This is a genomic window from Chlorogloeopsis sp. ULAP02 (genome assembly GCF_038404745.2).
Taxonomy (GTDB): domain Bacteria; phylum Cyanobacteriota; class Cyanobacteriia; order Cyanobacteriales; family Nostocaceae; genus Chlorogloeopsis.
Genome location: NZ_JAYKTT020000078.1, coordinates 1 through 18,397 on the forward strand (window position 1 = coordinate 1; position 18,397 = coordinate 18,397).

General features: G+C 42.0%; 18 protein-coding genes and 2 pseudogenes. 8 read left to right on the top strand and 12 right to left on the bottom strand.

Features of this window, described 5'->3' with window-relative positions; all coding sequences use genetic code 11:
• The first annotated feature begins 362 nt into the window (after positions 1-362).
• On the top strand, positions 363-698 hold the full coding sequence (locus tag U2718_RS27605; protein ID WP_341997868.1) for a helix-turn-helix transcriptional regulator: 336 nt from the start codon (positions 363-365) through the stop codon (positions 696-698).
• Between the two features lie 105 nt (positions 699-803).
• On the opposite strand, the gene U2718_RS27610 is transcribed toward U2718_RS27605, so the two are convergent.
• The 8 genes from U2718_RS27610 to U2718_RS27645 all read right to left on the bottom strand — a co-directional run bounded on the left by U2718_RS27610 (position 804) and on the right by U2718_RS27645 (position 7,413).
• Positions 804-1,112 (bottom strand): hypothetical protein, encoded by a 309-nt coding sequence (locus U2718_RS27610; protein WP_341997870.1) that lies wholly within the window; start codon positions 1,110-1,112, stop codon positions 804-806.
• Positions 1,113-1,286: 174 nt separating this feature from the next.
• Positions 1,287-2,087, bottom strand: a complete 801-nt coding sequence (locus U2718_RS27615) for an ABC transporter substrate-binding protein (protein ID WP_341997872.1) — start codon at positions 2,085-2,087, stop codon at positions 1,287-1,289.
• A gap of 35 nt (positions 2,088-2,122) precedes the next feature.
• Complete coding sequence (locus U2718_RS27620) at positions 2,123-2,503, bottom strand: DUF1636 domain-containing protein (RefSeq protein ID WP_341997874.1); 381 nt, start codon at positions 2,501-2,503, stop codon at positions 2,123-2,125.
• A 4-nt stretch (positions 2,504-2,507) separates the two neighbouring features.
• A complete protein-coding gene (locus U2718_RS27625) occupies positions 2,508-3,470 on the bottom strand; it encodes an iron-siderophore ABC transporter substrate-binding protein (RefSeq protein ID WP_341997876.1) in 963 nt (320 codons plus the stop codon).
• Entirely contained in the window at positions 3,458-6,091 is a 2,634-nt protein-coding gene (locus U2718_RS27630; RefSeq protein ID WP_341997878.1) for a TonB-dependent siderophore receptor, read from the bottom strand. Before U2718_RS27630 ends, U2718_RS27625 begins: the two co-directional genes overlap by 13 nt.
• Positions 6,092-6,216: 125 nt before the next feature.
• Positions 6,217-6,840 carry an AraC family transcriptional regulator gene (locus tag U2718_RS27635; RefSeq protein ID WP_341997880.1) on the bottom strand — a complete coding sequence of 208 codons (624 nt, stop codon included), beginning with the start codon at positions 6,838-6,840 and terminating at the stop codon, positions 6,217-6,219.
• An 80-nt stretch (positions 6,841-6,920) separates the two neighbouring features.
• On the bottom strand, positions 6,921-7,217 hold the full coding sequence (locus U2718_RS27640) for a hypothetical protein (protein WP_341997882.1): 297 nt from the start codon (positions 7,215-7,217) through the stop codon (positions 6,921-6,923).
• A 70-nt stretch (positions 7,218-7,287) separates the two neighbouring features.
• Positions 7,288-7,413, bottom strand: a complete 126-nt coding sequence (locus tag U2718_RS27645; protein WP_341997884.1) for a hypothetical protein — start codon at positions 7,411-7,413, stop codon at positions 7,288-7,290.
• A gap of 275 nt (positions 7,414-7,688) precedes the next feature.
• Between U2718_RS27645 and U2718_RS27650 the strand changes: the two are divergent.
• Positions 7,689-7,925, top strand: a pseudogene (locus U2718_RS27650) (BrnT family toxin); the annotation flags it as partial.
• Positions 7,915-8,139: a type II toxin-antitoxin system BrnA family antitoxin gene (gene brnA, locus U2718_RS27655; RefSeq protein WP_341997886.1), complete on the top strand. Its 225-nt coding sequence runs from the start codon at positions 7,915-7,917 to the stop codon at positions 8,137-8,139. The pseudogene U2718_RS27650 and the gene brnA, both read left to right, overlap by 11 nt.
• Positions 8,140-8,148: 9 nt before the next feature.
• On the opposite strand, the pseudogene U2718_RS27660 reads toward brnA, so the two are convergent.
• Positions 8,149-8,525 (bottom strand): annotated as a pseudogene (locus U2718_RS27660) (helix-turn-helix transcriptional regulator); the annotation flags it as partial.
• A 180-nt stretch (positions 8,526-8,705) separates the two neighbouring features.
• Here U2718_RS27660 and U2718_RS27665 point away from each other — a divergent pair.
• The 5 genes from U2718_RS27665 to recR all read left to right on the top strand — a co-directional run bounded on the left by U2718_RS27665 (position 8,706) and on the right by recR (position 13,348).
• Positions 8,706-8,858, top strand: a complete 153-nt coding sequence (locus tag U2718_RS27665; RefSeq protein WP_341997888.1) for a hypothetical protein — start codon at positions 8,706-8,708, stop codon at positions 8,856-8,858.
• Between the two features lie 250 nt (positions 8,859-9,108).
• Positions 9,109-9,897, top strand: a complete 789-nt coding sequence (gene egtC / locus U2718_RS27670) for an ergothioneine biosynthesis protein EgtC (protein WP_341997890.1) — start codon at positions 9,109-9,111, stop codon at positions 9,895-9,897.
• Positions 9,872-11,131 (top strand): ergothioneine biosynthesis protein EgtB, encoded by a 1,260-nt coding sequence (locus U2718_RS27675; protein WP_341997892.1) that lies wholly within the window; start codon positions 9,872-9,874, stop codon positions 11,129-11,131. Before egtC ends, U2718_RS27675 begins: the two co-directional genes overlap by 26 nt.
• A 456-nt stretch (positions 11,132-11,587) precedes the next feature.
• Positions 11,588-12,625 (top strand): L-histidine N(alpha)-methyltransferase, encoded by a 1,038-nt coding sequence (egtD, locus tag U2718_RS27680; protein ID WP_341997894.1) that lies wholly within the window; start codon positions 11,588-11,590, stop codon positions 12,623-12,625.
• 165 nt (positions 12,626-12,790) lie between these two features.
• Positions 12,791-13,348, top strand: a complete 558-nt coding sequence (gene recR / locus U2718_RS27685; protein ID WP_289788142.1) for a recombination mediator RecR — start codon at positions 12,791-12,793, stop codon at positions 13,346-13,348.
• A gap of 117 nt (positions 13,349-13,465) precedes the next feature.
• On the opposite strand, the gene U2718_RS27690 is transcribed toward recR, so the two are convergent.
• The 3 genes from U2718_RS27690 to U2718_RS27700 form a co-directional block, all read right to left on the bottom strand.
• Positions 13,466-14,449, bottom strand: coding sequence for an iron-siderophore ABC transporter substrate-binding protein (locus tag U2718_RS27690; protein WP_341997897.1), 984 nt, complete (start codon positions 14,447-14,449; stop codon positions 13,466-13,468).
• A gap of 81 nt (positions 14,450-14,530) precedes the next feature.
• Positions 14,531-17,155 carry a TonB-dependent siderophore receptor gene (locus tag U2718_RS27695; protein ID WP_341997899.1) on the bottom strand — a complete coding sequence of 875 codons (2,625 nt, stop codon included), beginning with the start codon at positions 17,153-17,155 and terminating at the stop codon, positions 14,531-14,533.
• Between the two features lie 105 nt (positions 17,156-17,260).
• Positions 17,261-18,259: an AraC family transcriptional regulator gene (locus U2718_RS27700; RefSeq protein ID WP_341997901.1), complete on the bottom strand. Its 999-nt coding sequence runs from the start codon at positions 18,257-18,259 to the stop codon at positions 17,261-17,263.
• Between the last annotated feature and the right edge of the window lie 138 nt (positions 18,260-18,397).

The window sequence follows — 18,397 nt, forward strand, 5'->3', positions numbered from 1 at the left end:
CTGTGTGTTGTGTGTTGTTTTTCAGAGGATGGAACCTTTAACTCCTTCAACAGGTATTTATTTTTGACCTTGGGGAGTTTTGTTTAGGTGCCTCTCTGTTGTTCGTTAATGAGAGCTACAAAGTCAAATCTAATCATTCCGGATTGAACTGAAAATTTTTTGGAAGATGATTTTTTGTACTTTATCTACTCTCAGATTGACCCTCTTGCTTCTTTCTGTTTTAAAGTAATGAGGAGAAATACACACAATACTTTTAACCAAACAATTTCAGTGTAGTCAAGAGCTTGGTTAAAATCTTTGGGCGCTAGATTTTTTTGATGTTAGGATCTACGACTAGAAAGTGAAGCAAAAGTGCTGTAAATGTGAAAAAGGTAAGACCAAGGATTGCTTTTCTACGTGAGAAGGCAGGATTAACCCAATTGGAGTTGTCACGTCTTGTAGGCGTGACGGAAAGCACGATCCAAAATTGGGAGAGTGGCAGAACAGGAACAGAACAAATAGAACGAATTATTAAGTTTTGCAAAGCTTTGAATTGCCAAGTAGAAGATTTGATTGATTCTGAGGACGAATCACCACAAGAGGCAGCCGTAAAGCCTGGTTCCCTAAAAGACATACACAATATTTTGGGAACCGATGAACCTTCATCTACTACTAATACCAACTCAGAAAATTCTCAAAAGCGGCGAGTTAATCATTAGTCATTGGTTAGTGGTTAGTAGGGGAGCCAGTGCGTTGTGGTGAGCCCAGCGCTCTTAGTAGGGTAACACGAGCGCAATTATGGTGTACAAATTTGAGGGTAAAAGTCAACAGTAGGTAAAGGAAATGTAAGGAATTACACTTAAAGAAACACGAAGATAACGGTATATTTTGGCAGAAGGAGAACAAAGAGGACGAGAAATGTAAGCTTGCCAGCTTAATCCTTCGTCTATTAACTCGACGGGTGGGGTAATTACCTCAATAAGTGCGATCGCATGTCGAATCCCTCCCGCTAGTATAATTGGAAAATCTCGGTGTAGACGGGCTTTGCGTGACTTCAAGGTAGAGTAGCGTTGCTTGATTTTACTAGTATGGTCTGGATGCTTGGTTGGAAGCGCTTGAAAGTTAACTGTCACTGATCGCTGACAGGCAAGTATTTAAACAACTCATCCAATATTTGATTTGCTCCTACAATACCCCTTGTGTCCCATCTTTGTGAAGGCACAAGATAAACTCGATTGTTTTTGACTGCCTTTAGGCGACTAAATATGGGATGTTGAAGAAAAAAGCTTAGTGGTTTTCGTTCAACATTAATAATAAATTAAGATGTCAGCATCGTATTCATCGACGGTTTCAATGCTAAAGGTCTTGCCAGCAGGTGGAAGTTTATAGTCTAGCTGCGTATCAACTAAAACATCAGCAGTTGCATCATATTTTCTTGCAGGTGTATAAACAAGACCACTAGCATAATAAATCACGGAAACTTCTATTTGTTCCAACTGGTTTCCTAAGCCTTGCTTCAAGTCTTCAATTCTGTTTTGGTATTGACTTAAAACTTCCTCTGCTTTTGCTTCTTCACCAAGTACTTTGGCTACATAACGAAGATTTTCCTTAAAGAAAGCTTCATTCCTTGGCAGCTCAAGATTCGGAGGAGGCACTGGGACAGTGGGTGCGATCACTGTCAACAACTGATACGGATTGTCTTCTGTTGCTAAAATCAAGTCCGGCTTGAGCAGCAAAACTTTCTCTAACGAAGGCTGCTGTGCATTCCCAATACTGTTAGCTTCTTTAATATCATCAAGTGATACACCATGAATCACTTCTTTTCCATTGATGTGATCAAACGACGCAAAACCAACTGGTTTGATGCCGAGAACAACCAGGGAATCGAGTGTGGCGTGAGGATCTAGTACAACAATACGCTGTGGTTTTAGTGGGACACAGGTTTTGCCAAACTTATGTTTAATTATTCGACATTCTATAGTTGCACCTTGCTGCTGGATTAAAGTAAGATTATTCTCGATGGAAGGTTTGGCACAATTTGTAACCAAAGGCAATATCAAAGCTATTAATAGAAATAGCTTTATCCAACGAGATACTGAGTTGCTCATGATTTTTTAGGTTAATTGCACCCCTGCTACTAACTCTAAAGTGCATTGCGTGTAGTGGCGGGAATTTTCGCAATGGCTACTTCTTTTAATCCTTCAGGAATTTTTTCATAGGGAATGTTGCCTGTTTTGCTGTGGCTATATTGTTGGGCAAATTGTAGGAGTACCAGGGCAGATTCTGGAGAGATGGTGCTAAAGAGGTAGGTGGGTTTACGGGGGGCAGAGAAGGCGACAACGCAGGCACGACCGCAATCCCAGAGGCAACCGACGGGTTGAGTTTGGATGTTGTTAAGTTCGGGATGGGTGGACTGATAGGTTTGGAGTTGTTGGAGGAGAATGGCACCGTCGGCAGGTTGCCCTTCAGGGTGATCTTCAGAAAAACAGCAAGATTGACAGATAAAAAGAGTCGGTTTAGTCATGAGATTAAGGAAGGCTAACGAGATATTTTTCCAAATCATCCAATACTTTATTCGCTCCTAGAATACCTCTTGTATCCCATTTTTCCAAATCCACAAGATAAACTCGGTTGTTTTGGAATACTTTCAGACGACTAAATAGGGGATGTTGAAGAAAAAAGCTGAGTGGTTTTCGTTCAATATTGATGATGAATAAAACATCAGTGTTGTAGTCTTCAATAGTTTCGATACTGGAGGTCTTACCAGGAACTGCACGTCTGTAGCGTAGTCCCGTATCAATTAGAACGTCAGCACTTGCATCACCGTTTTTCATAGGCATATAAACATAACCACTAGCATAATAAATCACGGAAATTGCTATTTGTTCCAACTGGTTTCCTAAGCGTTTCTTAAAGTCTTCAATTCGTCTGTAGTATCGACTTAAAACTTCCTCTGCTTTTGCTTCTTCACCAAGTACTTTGGCTACATATCGAAGATCCTGCTTAAATAATGCTTCATTCACTGACTGATCATGGGGTACTGGAACAGTGGGTGCGATCGCAGATAATAATTTATATGGATGGTGCTTTGTTGCTAAAATCAAATCCGGTTTGAGTACAAAAATTTTTTCTAATGAAGGCTGATCTGACTTCCCAACATTCGTAACTCCTTTAACGTCATCAAGTGAGACGCTACCAATAATTTCTTTTCCCCCCACGTTATCAGCTGTGTAACCGATTGGCTTGATACCGAGAGCGATTAGAGGATCGAGGTTTCTGTCAGGGCTTAATGCAACAATCCGTTGTGGTTTCATTGGGACGCAGGTTTCGCCAAATTCATGCTGAATGACTCGACACTCAACAGAAGGCTTCAAACAGGGATGAGATTTTTGACTGACAAATTGATAGCAAGTTGTCGTTAAAAACATTGCAGCAATTGCAATTGCCAGTAGTAAATGGCGTACCCGAAATCGCATTCTCAGAACTGCCATGACACCGTTCCTCGAACGGTAAACGGCTCTCCTGGAGAAATACCCAGATCGCCATTACCCGTTTCAAAATAGTCCACATTAAATAAGTTATTGAAGTTCAGCGCGGCTCTGAATTGCCCACGCTTGTAAAAGATGGCAGCATCCGTGCGAAGATAGCTGGGTAAAGTAAACGAATTGTCTAAATCTCCTTGGCGATCGCCCACATAGAAAAAGCCCAAACCAAACCCAAGCCCTTGTAGCTCACCTTTCTGAATTTCATAGCTGCTCCAGAGATTGAAACTGTGCTGAGGAACATTATTGATCCGGTTACCCACTGGAAAGGTATTATCTTGCGTAATCTGCGCGTCAGTATAGGCATAGCCTGCAATGATATTCCATCCGGGTAAGATTTCTCCAGAAACAAATAGCTCTACTCCGCGACTATTTTGCTCCCCTGTCTGAATTTCAAAGTTAGGATCATCTGGGTCAGCCGTGTTCACATTCGTGCGGGTGAGATCGTATAGTGCCAACGTGGTCGAGAGTTTGTCGTTAATATCTGCTTTCACCCCTATTTCGTATTGGGTACCGCGTCCTGGCTCAAATGGCTCGTTATTACGGGATCTACCAATGGTGGGAGTAAAGGAGCGACTGTAGCTGGCGTAGAGAGAAATTGGCTTAATGGGTTGATAGACAATGCCCAGACGGGGACTAAAAGCACTTCCTGATTGAGGGGTTTCAGTACCAGCAAGCAGATCTTTGTCAGTTTGCTCAAAGGCATCGAATCGACCGCCCAGTAGCAACTTGAGGTTTTCTGCAATAGTGATTTGATCTTGGATATAAATCCCCAGTGAATCAGTCAATGTAGCGAATTCGCCAGGTGTAAAAAATGGCTCAAACCTTTCCGAACTGTAAACTGGGTCAAAAATATCAATGGGTCTTCCTCGAAAACCCCCATTGCTAGAGAACCTGTCTTCAACTCGTCTCAAATCGGCACCCAGTAGAAGCTGATGCTGAATATCTCCTGTGGAGAACCGACCGACAACATTTGTGACGAGATCGAAGGATTGGCTCCTGGCATCAGAACGCTCGTCAATAAGAGTCTGTGCCGTTCTCAGATCGGGGTCAAGGCTAACAAAACCCCCGCCTCTGATTCGATAGGTGAAGTCTATAAAATTAAAAGCATTTCTCAACGACCAGTTTTCATTAAAGCGATGCTCCAGGTCATATCCAACTGTAAAAACCTCTGGACTGTACTCACTGCCTTCTTGTGCAAAATTACGATTGCGGGGAATTTCTCCATTTGGGTTCGGCAATATTGATCCTCTGAGGGGGAGACCAGAAGAAGTAGGCTGATTGATCCTGACATACTCCGCATTCAACGATAAATCGGTGTTTTCGCCAAGTTCAAAGCTCAAGACACCTGCAACGGCTGACGTTTCAGCCCCAATACGCTCAACAAAGGTGCCAGCATTTTCATAGGCGGCATTCAATCGGTAAAGTATTGTCCTGGAGTCATTCAAGGGACCTGTTAAATCGATCGCCCCTCCGTAAAAGTTATAGCTACCAACAGACGCTTCAACTGAGTAGAAGGGATCGCGGAGGGGTTGCTTAGTGACAATATTAATCGTACCGCCAGGATCGCCCGTACCAAAAAGAACTGAAGCAGGTCCTCTCAGAACTTCGACCCGTTCAATGTTGGAGAAAATTCCTGTCGCTTCATTATACAATCCTAGTGACAATCCATTTCTGGTGATGTTTGTTCCGTTTTCCCCAACCCCAAATCCTCGAATCGTTGCCCCAGTAAATGACGGGGTGGAGTCAGGGTTAGTTTGAACTACACCAGGAGCATTTCGCAGGGCTTCATTTAAGGTGTTAACTTGTTGTTCCTCTAGCACCTGTTGAGGGATGACTTGAATAGAAGCAGGAATATCGCGCAAGGGCGTATCGGTTCTAGTTCCGACTGAGGTATTCGGCACGCGATACCCATCTTGTTCTCCCGTTACTACCAACTCAATCGGCTCATCTTGCTGTGTTGTCGGCTCCTCTTGCGGTGTCTCACCTGGCTTTTCTTCGGTTTGCGGTGTTTCGGGTTGTTGGGGTGGCTGCGTTACTGTTGCCTGTGAAGCTATACCAAAAACTAGCCCGACATTATCATCAAATAGCTCAACCGCGGGCAAAGCCTTTTCACCCACCACTGTCACTCGCACAGTGTTCGCATCAATATTTGTAACTGTGATTTGAGTAATTCCCGCAATTGGTTTTTCTGATTTAAACGTGAACGCTTCACCCGACGGTAAACGTAACTGCGCTCCAGGTATATCTGCAATAAAATTATTCCCCGTACTGCGATTTGTGACTTGCAGTTGAGTCCCAAGGGTTGTTTCTAAAATTACCTCCACACCCTGCTCGGTGGGATTAGCTTTTACTCCCGTAATTAGCACAATACCCTCTTGATTCTGAGTATCGCTTGGTGCGGATTGTTCTACCAACATTTGAGCATTTGTCGCAGGAAGGACAATTTCGTTTAGTTGGGGAATGTTTTTGTTAACTTCTGGAACATCCTCTCCTTTGGCAGCAGTGCTGAACAAAAAAGCGATCGCGCTTGTTAGCAGCAGGCTTTGAAACAATTTATCTAATTTCATTTATCCACCTACACTCCCTCACACCACTTGCAGTATTAAGAAAATTTCTTAACTAATCTGACGGTGTATGTATCATAGGGGATTCAGATTTTCTATTTGAACGCTAGAGGGATTTTTTCTGAACGCTAGAGGGATTTTTGACGATGTTGAAAATATTGTTTGGGATTCAAACCAAATTTTTTACGGAAAGCTGAGGCAAAGTAACTACGACTATCAAAACCTACCCTTAATGCCACTTCTTCAACTTTCATTTCTCCTAATGCTAAAAGTTGTCGTGCTTTTTCTAGGCGATAGTCGTGCAAATATTTGAACGCAGATGTCCCGAAAACTTGGCGAAACCCGCGCTTCAATTTGAATTCATTTAGCCCTACTTCTCGTGCTAACTCTATTAGGCTGGGTGGATTCTCTAAATTACTCAGCAAAATATCCTTAGCTTGGTAAATTCTGTCAACATCTCTCAACTTCCTCCCTGGAAAACCATGATCGTGTATTTCCTGCTCTTGAAATTGCTGGAAATAAAGCGTAATCAATTCCATTGCCTGACTTTCCAGATACATTCGCTTCATCAAGCCTTGATAGGGACATTGTAGAATATTACACAACACTAGCCACATTTGCTGTGTGATTTCCCCTTGACGATAATAAGGCTGCACCTTACTATCAGTTACTGCTTGACGCAGGAAGATTGGTACTTGTTCTAAATCTTCTTCGCCAAAACTTTGAAAAAATTCCTGTGGTTCAATTTCCAAATAAATTCTTGAAAATTTCTCTCCTGCTTTCCACCATTCAGTTTCTTTGATGTCGTAGTGACATTCTGAATAGTACTTTCCTACTGGTTCGTCATCTCATCAGTTAAACCGTGGCGCTGGATTCTCACTTTTCCAGAGAGAAAAAAACTTAACCCAAATAGATAATCATCCGACCTATCGCGAATCCACACAAGATCATCAAATATCTCTATCTCGTATACACAAACAGATAATCCACCGCGCAACTGTACACACCAGTCATAGGAATTGCAAATATCTGGAATCTTCCCTTGATAGATAGCTTCAAAACCCTTTGATTGATAAAAAGTTTGTTGGCACAGTTCATCCCAATGTGCTGGTGTAAAAATGTTTGTCATAGTTTAATGATAATTAATTTCATTATCTAGCTAATATATGGTTAGGACAAAGGCACTTTATTGCAATTATCTAGAATGCAAAGCCCATAATGGGTAGGATGCTCATGGTTGCCTCTTGTATCCTGATTGTGAAAATGTGACAGTCATTAGCGATCGCATAGATGCTAGAAATGGCGACAAGATAAAACGATGTCATCTTTAAATAAGAAAGATTCTTAATTATCTCATGAAGTTGACTGTGATAAAACTCTGCAAAACGGCACTATCCGCCAAAAATATTCTTTTTCCCTGACAAGCACTCACTGGGCGTAATGCCAAATTTTCTTGTGAAAATGGCAGCAAAACTTCCTGGTTGGGAATAATCTATCAGACAATTTTGCTCAAATAGAATATAAATAGTATATTAAATATACCTTTTTAGACTAAAGGCTGTAATGCTCTTGCTCTTATGGATTTGAATTTGATGAGGGAAAAAGTAGCTCAAATAAAGTAAAACACAGTATTGATTTCATTGAGGCACAAGAGCTATGGCTAGATACTAACAGGGTAGAAATTGCTGCTCGTGTTGTTGAGGAGCCTAGATTTCTCGTAATTGGGCAGATAAACCAAAAGCATTGGGCTGCCGTCATCACATATAGATCAGAGCGAATGCGAATTATTTCAGTACGCCGAGCAAGAGATGAAGAGGTAAAATTATATGAAGGCTGAAGAGTTTGATGAAAAATTTGATGCAGGCGAGGACGTTACTGCGTACCTGGATCTGAACACGATTCGTCGTCCAGGTTATGAGCAACGACGGGTAAACGTTGATTTTCCAATATGGATGATTGAAGCACTTGACCGAGAAGCTGCGCGAATAGGTGTAACCCGACAATCAATCATAAAAGTATGGATTGCCGAGCGACTTGAGCAGCACGGCTAAACCTTGGCATTATGCTTGTAAAATATTCTTTTTTCCTGACAAGCATTCACTGGGTGTAATGCCAAACTTCCTTTTAAAAACAGTAGTAAAACTTCCTGGCTGAGAATAACCGCTCAAATTTGCAACTTCAGCTTCCCAAAGCGCAAAAGTTGATTTGCTTGTTCCATGCATTTATCAGTGAGATAACCAAAGACAGTTGTCCCAAATAATTCTGGAAATCCATAACGCAAAGTGCGTAAGCGTTGCTCCTCTGAAAGAGGCTCGCTCACCCCGACAATTTGTGCCAATTCTAGCAATGAGGGCGGAGTCTCCAAATGTGCCAATAAAATTTCCCTGGCATGATGAATACGAGCAATAGTTTGAGCCTTCAGTCGTGGAGATGGTTGCAGTCCGCACAATTGTGGTGCGTTACGGCTAATTCTCCCACATTCTTAAACTCTCAAGTCCTTGCATAGCCGTAACACAACGCCAGGTGACGGCAGTCGCCCCAAGTCAGGGAACCCTTACTTTCGCTTATCTACTACCAACGGATACGCCGTACCTACGCTCTTGCGCGTAGCGACTTGGTGGAAGTAGCTGCTTTGCATCTACCGTGTCTACGTGTCTACGACAGTCGCTACAACGCGCTTAACCCGACGCCAGGTGCTACAACGGGGGGAACCCCCAAGGGCGCACTGCCTCCCCAACGCACTGGCTCCCCTACTGGACTACTGGAATGACATTGTGAATTAGCTAAAGATTTAATAAAGGATAGTGATGACATCAACAAAAGCAGTGCAGTAATTGGAATCAATGCGATCGCTTACTATGCCCAGATGATTTTTACAGAGACTGCTACTAGGTTTCTATTTTTACTTCTAAAAACAATCAGCAAGCAAGCACAAACAATGAGTAAATTTATATAATTTTCAGGGAATTCTCAGACTACAAGCTTATTATCTAAACTATTCGGGAGCAAATTCCTTAACTATGTGCCGTCTACTCGCCTACTTTGGTTCACCCGTATCTTTGGAACCTCTGTTATATAAACCAGAACACTCGCTCATTATCCAGAGCTATCAACCCCGCGAGATGCTTTCTGGGGTAGTAAATGCTGATGGTTTTGGTGTCGGCTGGTATCATCTACAAAAAGATATTGAACCTTTTATTTACAAAAACACATTACCAATTTGGAATGATATTAACCTGCCCAGTCTGAGCCGCTATGTGGAGTCGAAATGCATACTTGCTTATATTCGCAGTGCTACACCAGGTCAAGCTTTAGATTTTAGTAATTCTCAGCCATTTCAGTATCAAAACCTATTGTTCATTCACAATGGTCGTATCAACAAATTTCGGCAAACATTATATCGCCCAATTCGCAATCAGTTAAACGATGAAATTTATCAATGGCTTGGTGGAACCACTGATTCCGAACATATTTTTGCTCTAGTGTTGTCTCAGTGGCAAGCTAACCCTGGCAAAAGCCTGGAACAGGCTTTACACGCAACATTGCTGCAACTGACAGAAATGGCACAAAGTTATCAAACCTATGTTTATGCCAATTTAGTTATCAGCGATGGCGATCGCCTCGTCGCTTCTCGCTTTGGTACAAAGTCACCAGTTCCTTCTCTTTATTGGACAGCTAACGATTCAAATTTCCCCAATGCTGCCATTATTGCATCAGAACCTCTGTTTGCGGGAAATTGGAATTCTTGTCCAGAAAATAGCATTATTAGTATAGGAAAAGACTGTGATATCCGAATTGAACAAATCTGATCTAAAAAAAATATTTACTCGTGCCTTTATTCAGTGCCGCACCAAAACTCTTAGCTTGTTCGAGACAATGGACGAAGCAACCTTCTGTTGTCAGCCCCATCATGACTTTAGCCCTGTTGGTTGGCACTTAGGACATATTGTTTACACAGAGTCTTTATGGATACTAGAACGCAGTGCTGGATTGCCCTGTATGTTTCCACAATATCGGAAGCTATTTGCAGCTGATGGTTTACCGAAATCAGAACGTGTCAAATTACCTAATCTAGAGGAAATTCGTTATTACTTAGACACAGTTAGAGACAAAGTGTTAAATTACCTGGAAATAGCTGATTTAGAAGCAGAAGAAAGTCTTTGGCGATTTTTGCTTCAGCATGAAAGCCAGCATAGTGAGATTATTTGCTTTGTGCTGGAAATGTGCAAGAGGCAACAATCAAGTATCAAACAATTTCCCTACACCCCTACACTCTTATACCCTTGCACCCCTCCCGTTGAGATGATCCAAATTCCCAGTGGTGAATTTGAGATGGGTAACGACTCGCCAGATGCATTAGATAATGAGCGTCCTGCACATCGTGTATATCTCGACACTTATTTAATTGACCGTTACCCTGTGACTTGCGCGCACTATCAAGTATTCATGGAAGCAGGAGGTTACAATAATCCACAATGGTGGTCAAAAGCTGGTTGGGAATGGTTGCAAACACAGAAAGTAATGCAGCCTCTTTATTGGTGTGACAATCCAGCCTTTGATAGTCATCCAGTTTGTGGTGTTAGTTGTTACGAAGCACAAGCCTACTCACAATTTGTCGGTAAGCGTTTACCCACAGAAGCTGAATGGGAGAAAGCTGTAGTTTGGGATGCAAAAGCTAACCATCGTCGCACCTATCCTTGGGGGGATGAAGAACCAAAACCTAAATATTGCAATCATGATACAGAAATTGGTAAAACTACGTCAGTGGATGCTTATCCTAGTGGACAAAGCGCCTATGGTTTGTACGATACTTTAGGTAATGTCTGGGAGTGGACAGCTACCTGGTTTGATGGCTACGAAGGCTTTCAGTATTACCCTTACATTGGTTACTCGCAAGTTTATTTTGACCATCAGCATCACGTTTTAAAAGGTGGTAGTTGGGCAACCCGTCCCTGGGCGCTACGAGGTAGCTTTCGTAACTGGTATCATCCTGGTGTGCGCCAAATTTTGGCAGGGTTTCGCTGTGCCAAAAATGGGGAATAGGGGATAGGGAAGATGGGGAGAACCACTAACTACTGTATGGGCGAGTTTAGAAGATAAATTGTCGGTTTTAACCCAAAGATCATCAATAAAACCCGCACGGCAGTCGCTACAACGCGCTTAACCCGACGCCAGGTGCTACAACGCGCTTAACCCGCAAGGGCGCACTGGCTCCGCAACACACTGGCTCCGCAACACACTGGCTCCGCAACACACTGGCTCCGCAACGCGCTGCCTCCCCTACTAACTACTAACTACTAATCACTAACTATCAATCTACTAACCAGCAGAAATCACAAATCTTTGCCTATTTAATTGGAAGATCCGAAAAGATAAGTATAGCGCTGAATAAATCTAGCTCAGGCGTGATGTTATCAAATATGGCTTTATGTTTCACTATTTCTGGTTTGAGGTTTGCAATCCTTAAGCATCCTGCCAAACCAAGCTAACGGAGGAGTAATGACAAGATCTCAACCTGGCAACAGCGGTATTAGTTCTCAACACAGCATAGAAAACCGCTTACAAATACAACGTTTGCTAGAACCAACTTTGATTATTTCTTCTGGTGTTGGAAGTGATGTGGTTCAAGGATTAGCTCAGACACCTAAAACTATACCACCACGTTATTTCTACGACGATCGCGGTTCTGAGTTATTTGAGCAAATCTGTGAATTACCAGAATATTATCTGACTCGAACAGAGACAAAAATTTTACAAAATTGTGCCTGCGAAATTGCTGCAATAACTGGTGCTTGTGAAATAGTTGAACTAGGTAGTGGTAGCTCAACTAAAACTCGTCTTTTGTTAGATGCTTACCAACAGCAAGGATTACCTCTGCGCTATCTTCCCATTGATGTGAGTGCAGGTATGCTGGAAAGCAGTGCCATACAACTGCTAGGTGATTATCCTTCACTCCAAGTTTATGCATTAGCAGGAACCTATGAGTTGGCGCTTTCTCAACTCGAACCCAGACAATTACCAACTCGGATGATTTGTTTTATCGGTAGTACTTTAGGTAATCTGCATCCTCAAGAGTGTAATGTTTTCTTGTCTCAAATCACAGCAGCCTTGCAGGCAGGAGAGTATTTCCTGTTGGGAATAGACTTGCAAAAGCCAAAACATATTTTAGAGGCTGCTTATAACGACGCTCAAGGAGTGACGGCTGCTTTTAACCTGAATATGCTTGAGCATCTAAATTGGCGATTTGCAGGCAATTTTGATCCGACGCAGTTTACCCACTGGGCATTTTATAACGAAACTGCACATCAAATTGAGATGCATCTAAAAAGTGAGCGATCGCAAACTGTCGAATTAAGTGCTCTCAAACTCAAAGTAAATTTTGAATCAGACGAAACTATCCGTACTGAAATTTCCCGCAAATTCAACCTCAACTCTATTCAACAGGATCTGAAAGCTAAAGGCTTGATTCCACGAAAAGTGTGGACTGACGAAAATCAATGGTTTGGGTTGTTATTGTGTCAATTTCATCCTGCGTAATTGCCTGAGTAGAGACGCGATGTATTGCGTCTCTACATTAGGATTAATACTGAAATTCAGCACAACACCCAAAATTCTGCAAGAATGTCATCATAGTTAAGGTAAGAACATACTGGAGATAAAACCACGGTTTACGCACGTCCTTTAGCACGGTTAATCGAGCAATTGCAACGCTTGCCAGGAGTTGGCCCTAAAACTGCCCAAAGGCTGGCGCTGCACATCTTGAAACGTCCAGAAACAGAAGTACAGGCTTTGGCACAAGCTTTAATAGAAGCCAAAAAACAAATAGGCTTGTGTAAAGAGTGCTTTCATCTTTCTGCTGAACCTGTTTGTGAAATTTGCCGCAACCCCAGCCGTGATAACAAAACTATTTGTGTCGTGGCAGATTCTCGTGATGTAATTGCCTTAGAAAAAACCAGAGAGTACAAAGGCAAGTATCATGTATTAGGTGGAGTAATTTCTCCCATAGATGGCATAGGGCCAGAACAAATCACTGTCCAGCCTCTGATACAACGAGTCAGTCAGCAAAAGCCACAAGAAGTAATTTTGGCAATTAGTCCCAGCGTAGAAGGGGAGACAACAACACTATACATCGGTCAGTTACTCAAGCCATTTACCAAGGTGACGCGGATTGCTTTTGGTTTACCTGTAGGTGGAGATTTGGAGTACGCCGACGAGGTAACGCTAGCACGAGCTTTGGAAGGAAGGCGAGAGTTGGATTAGGTTTTGGTCATTGGTTAAGAATCAAAAACCAATGACTAGAATTGTCTTCGGTAGGATAGGCTTTAATTCATCAGCCACAAGACAAACCATCTTTTGTTTTGGCTAGAACAGGATTTCTCATGTAGCTTCCGGCAAGTATTTAAACAAGTCATCCAATATCTTATTAGCTCCTGATATACCGAAGCCTCGCCAATTTTCTTGACTGACAACATAAGCTCGATTGTTTTTGACTACTTTTAGACTGCTAAACATGGGGTTTTGGAAATAAAAGCTTGGCGATCGCTTGTCAACATCAACAATAAATAGGACATCAGCATCGTATTTGTTGATGGTTTCAATACTGAGATTCCACTCGCCACGAGGTACAAATTTATGACGTAGCCCAATATCAGTTAAAACATGAGAAATGGTATCGCTTTTAGCAATTGTCCAAATATAACCCTCACCATAAAAAATTACGGAAACCTCTATTTGCTGTAACTGGTTTCCTAAACGTTTCTTCAATTCTTCAGTTCGTTTTTGGTATTTATTTAAAACTTCCTCTGCTTTTATTTCTTGACCAATTAATTTGGCAATATATCGAAGATTTTCTTTAAAGTAAGTTTTGTTTTCCCAATCTATAGCTGGGATGTCAGCATCATTCGGGACTGAAACAGTAGGTGCGATCGCTGATAATAACTTATATTTTTGATGAGCGTTGCCGAAATCTGAGGATAAAATCAAATCGGGTTTGAGCATCAAAATTTTTTCTAATGAAGGCTGCAATGAGTCCCCGACATTCTTAGTTCCTTTAACCTCTTCAAAAGATACACCAAAAAGACCTTCTTTTCCTCCGCTATTGTAGGATGCAAAACCGATGGGCTTGATACCGAGAGCGAGCAAGGGATCGAGTGTTTCGCGAGGAGCTAATGCAATAATACGCTGTGGTTTAAGTGGAACACAGGTTTCGCCAAATTTGTGCTGAATGACTCGACACTCAACAGCAGGCTTCAAGGAGAGATGAGATGTTTGGATGACAGGTTGGTAACAAGCTGTAATTACAAGTAAAGAAAAAGCCATTAGTAAAAATGGCTTAATTAGACGGTATGACTGTTTTTTCATTACGCTCGTTTTTCGGTTGCAGATAAAATCAAACTGTTTGGGGCATGATGTGAACTGATGCTTAATCTGACTGCCCAAAAGTTAAAATGTCCAACCAATTGAGCCAATGATTGTAAACGGCGCACCCCTCTGAACGAACCTTCCGGCGGAATAGTTGACATAGTCTATATCAAACAGGTTGCGAATGTTAATCGCTGCATCAAACCCGTCTCGACGATAGTAAAGTGCTGCATCGGTACGTAAGTAACTGGGTAGTTCAAACGAATTTGCCAGATCGCCCTGTCGATCGCCAATATAAAACAATCCTAAACCAAACCCTAAGCCTCTTAAATTGCCTTTCTGAATTTCATAAGTTGTCCAAAGGCTGGCTTGATTAAATGGTACACTCTCCAATTGATTGCCAACAGGAATAGTGTTATCTTCGGTGACTTCTGCATCGGTATAGGCATAAGAGGCAATAATTTTCCAACCGGGCAAAATCTCACCTGCAACATCCAACTCAATTCCTTGACTCCTAACTTCTCCAGTCTGAATAGAGAAGCTAGGATCGTTGGGATCGGGAGTAGTCACATTTGTTTTGGTGATATGATAAGCGGCTAGGGTTGCCGAAAGCTTTCGGTCTAAAAAGTCTGTTTTTACACCAACTTCATATTGAGTTCCCCTGCTTGGTTCAAATCCTCTCCCATCTGGATTTTTTAAATATCCAGGGCTTAGTTTGAAGGAGCGACTGTAGCTAGCGTAGAGAGAAACAGTGTCACTGGGTTGATACACTAAACCAATCCGGGGGCTGAAGGCACCATTATCTTCTACTTGCTCATCAATATCATTACCTAGTATTTCATACTCAGAAGATACCCAATCATAGCGGCCACCAATTAGTAGCTTCAAGTTATCGCTAAAAGCAATTTGATCTTGAAGGTAGAATCCGTAATTTTTACTCCAATCATCAGCTGCAAAACCTGGTAAATATTCAGGTTTCGGAATATCGTAGTTTGGGTTAAAAATATCTAAATCAGGTACTGTGGTGGCACCATCAGATCGAAATCCACCTTCAAGGTAGTTAACATCAAAGCCTGCTAAAAGTTGGTGGGAAATTGATCCAGTATTAAACTTTCCAAGCAAGTCAATCTGCCCAAAATAGTTGTCTGCATAAGAGCTAGATTCTTCAGCAAATGCGTCTGTTAAAATGCGCTCATCAACGACTGTGCCAAAAATGACTCGATTTAGAACCCTCTGATTCAGAACAATTGCCAGATTATTACGAATTTGCCAATTTTCACTAAATCTGTGGTTTAAAGTGTAGCCGATTCTGTTGGTTGTGATATCTGATAAGACTAAATCAGGATAAGCAGGATAAAAATTTCGAGGCGGTAAGCTACCATCGCTAAGTAACGGAACTTCAAATTGTGGTGCATCTGCAAAATATCTAACATATTCATAAGATAAATTCAGATCTGTCCGATCTCCTAATTTCAGGGTAATTGAAGGCGCAATTGTAGTTGTACTTGAGTTAAAGAAATCCTGATAACCTCCAGCACCCCGATAGCTGGCGATAAATCGATACAACACATTGCCATCTGTTGTCAATGGGCCAGAAAAGTCAATACTTGGTTGATAGAATCCATAGTTACCTGCTTCAAATGCGACATTATAAAAAGGTGTACTTAGGGGCTTCTTGGTGACAATATTAATAACTCCACCAGGTTCCTGACTGCTGAATAGAACTGAGGCTGGGCCTTTGAGTACTTCTACCTGCTCAATTGTCCCAATTGATGACACGGAATAGTAATCATAATCTCGAAAACCGTTTCGTAAACTTCCTGAATCAAATGAATTAAATCCTCTGATGATGTTAGCTCCACCAGGCGCGCCATAATTGCTTGAACCATCAAGAACACCACTAACGGTTTCCACTGCCTCAAACACTGTTTGGGCATTGCGATCGCGCAATACTTCCTGGGGTACAATCTGAATCGACTGGGGAATATCTCGAATCGGTGTATCCGTCAGCGTCGCAGTACTCGCATTCGGCACCCGGTACCCATCTTGCTCACCCGTCACCACCAACTCAATTGGCTCATCTTCCTGCGCTGCTTCTGTTGGCGGTGTCTCAGTTGGCTTTTCTTCGGCTTGGGGTGTTTCTGGTTGCTGGGGTGGCTGCGTTGCCGTTGGCTGTGAAGTTATTCCAAAAACCAGCCCGACATTATCATCAAATAACTCAACTGTGGGCAAAGCCGTTTCACCTATCACTGTCACTCGGACAGTATTTGTATCAACATTCGCAACTGTTATCTCAGTAATTCCCGCAATGGGTTTCTCCGAGCGAAACGTGAAAGCCTCTCCCGATGGTAAACGCAATTGCCCGCCAGATATCTCTGCAATAAAATTATTACCTGTACTGCGATTTGTGACTTGTAGTTGCTCTCCAAGAGTTGTCTCTAAAATCACCTCTACACCTTTGTCTGTGGGATTTGCTTTCACTCCCGTGATTGCTATAATTTCAGCCTTTGGTGATTGAGAAAGTAAATCCTTGACGCTAGTAGCAGGAAACTCGGTTTCACTGACTCTTTTAATTCTCGTTACAACTGTGTTCTGCTTTTTTCCTAATTCTAATGCTTGCACAGGTTGAGCAAATATAGCAGTGATGATTCCTACTGTACTCACCACCAACGAAAGATAAGCGTTGAGCGATCGCCAACTTTTCATACCACTCCCCACACAATTAACAATATTATTTATTGCGTATATTTCTTGATTGCATAAACCAGAGTGTAGAAGAGTATAGTTAGTCAAGTCTATCCTCAAACGGCATCACAGTCCCGATACGGACTTTTTACCCAACAAACATTCTCTGGGCGTAATGCCATATCTGCGCTTAAAGGCTGCGGCAAAGTGTCCGAGGTGAGTATAACCTACAAGATTTGCAACCTCGGCAACTGTCATATTAGTTCCGCGCAAAAATTGCTCGGCTTTCTCCATCCGCTTTTGAGTGAGATAACCGAATACAGTTGTGCTAAATAACTCTCGAAATCCTCGGCGGAGAGTTCTATCACTCACCCCCACCAATGCAGCTAATTCTATTAACGAGGGAGGATTTTCTAAGCGAGAAAGAATAATTTGTTTGGCATGATGAATCCGAGCAACAGTATCCGATTTTAATGGTGATGCTTGGGGAAAATCTCCACCCGTGAGGATAGGAGATATTTGTAAAGCGATTAACTCTAGCACTTTCGCTTGTAAATAAATTCGTTTTGTGATTCCTTGATAGGGACAATTAAAGATTTGTTGTGTCAAAAATCGCACTGATGGAGTCATTTCTGGATAAATTAGAGTTTGCCAATCATTATCCTTTGCCAATAACTTTAACTCTGGGGGAATGCCTCCATCTTTGTCAGGGAAAAAAATTGCCAATAAATCGGGTGACATCTCAATGTCAATGCCAACCATCCGGGGAGATTGAAAAGACTTTACCTTCATCTTCCGTTGGATTCCACCCCCAGAAATAAACGTATTTTTTTCCCCAATCCATCCACAATCATCATCTTTAATGATCCCAGAAAGCAATACACCAAGTTGCAAGGGATGATTGGAAGATGGACGTTTGAGTAGATAATCATCACGTAACTCACAATCAACAATCGTCAGCCAAAGTTCAGGATGCAGTTCAATCTCTTTACGATAGCCACTTCCCAAGAAACTAGGCATTTCAGAATAGGATTCAAACGGTTCTATAAATGAAGGTTGCAGACTATTCTGTGCTGCTTCATGCCAAAGTTCCTCATCTTCGCGTAATGTGAGTGCGATCGTCATAGCTGGTGCTTGCTAGCTTTAGACTTAATGATACTATTTCTCAATTAAAAACGGAAGACTGCTTTGATGTATTGATAACTTTTAGGTGATTTCAAGTAACGTATAATTTAAGTTCTCGAATGGAGCGCTTAGGGCTTT

Bases quoted from the DNA above. Each gene is read 5' to 3' on its own strand.
- U2718_RS27615 (WP_341997872.1), bottom strand. From the start codon at position 2,087: ATGAGCAACTCAGTATCTCGTTGGATAAAGCTATTTCTATTAATAGCT.
- U2718_RS27620 (WP_341997874.1), bottom strand. From the start codon at position 2,503: ATGACTAAACCGACTCTTTTTATCTGTCAATCTTGCTGTTTTTCTGAA.
- U2718_RS27625 (WP_341997876.1), bottom strand. From the start codon at position 3,470: ATGGCAGTTCTGAGAATGCGATTTCGGGTACGCCATTTACTACTGGCA.
- U2718_RS27630 (WP_341997878.1), bottom strand. From the start codon at position 6,091: ATGAAATTAGATAAATTGTTTCAAAGCCTGCTGCTAACAAGCGCGATC.
- U2718_RS27640 (WP_341997882.1), bottom strand. From the start codon at position 7,217: ATGACAAACATTTTTACACCAGCACATTGGGATGAACTGTGCCAACAA.
- U2718_RS27645 (WP_341997884.1), bottom strand. From the start codon at position 7,413: ATGACATCGTTTTATCTTGTCGCCATTTCTAGCATCTATGCGATCGCT.
- brnA (WP_341997886.1), top strand. From the start codon at position 7,915: ATGAAGGCTGAAGAGTTTGATGAAAAATTTGATGCAGGCGAGGACGTT.
- egtC (WP_341997890.1), top strand. From the start codon at position 9,109: ATGTGCCGTCTACTCGCCTACTTTGGTTCACCCGTATCTTTGGAACCT.
- egtD (WP_341997894.1), top strand. From the start codon at position 11,588: ATGACAAGATCTCAACCTGGCAACAGCGGTATTAGTTCTCAACACAGC.
- U2718_RS27690 (WP_341997897.1), bottom strand. From the start codon at position 14,449: ATGAAAAAACAGTCATACCGTCTAATTAAGCCATTTTTACTAATGGCT.
- U2718_RS27695 (WP_341997899.1), bottom strand. From the start codon at position 17,155: ATGAAAAGTTGGCGATCGCTCAACGCTTATCTTTCGTTGGTGGTGAGT.
- U2718_RS27700 (WP_341997901.1), bottom strand. From the start codon at position 18,259: ATGACGATCGCACTCACATTACGCGAAGATGAGGAACTTTGGCATGAA.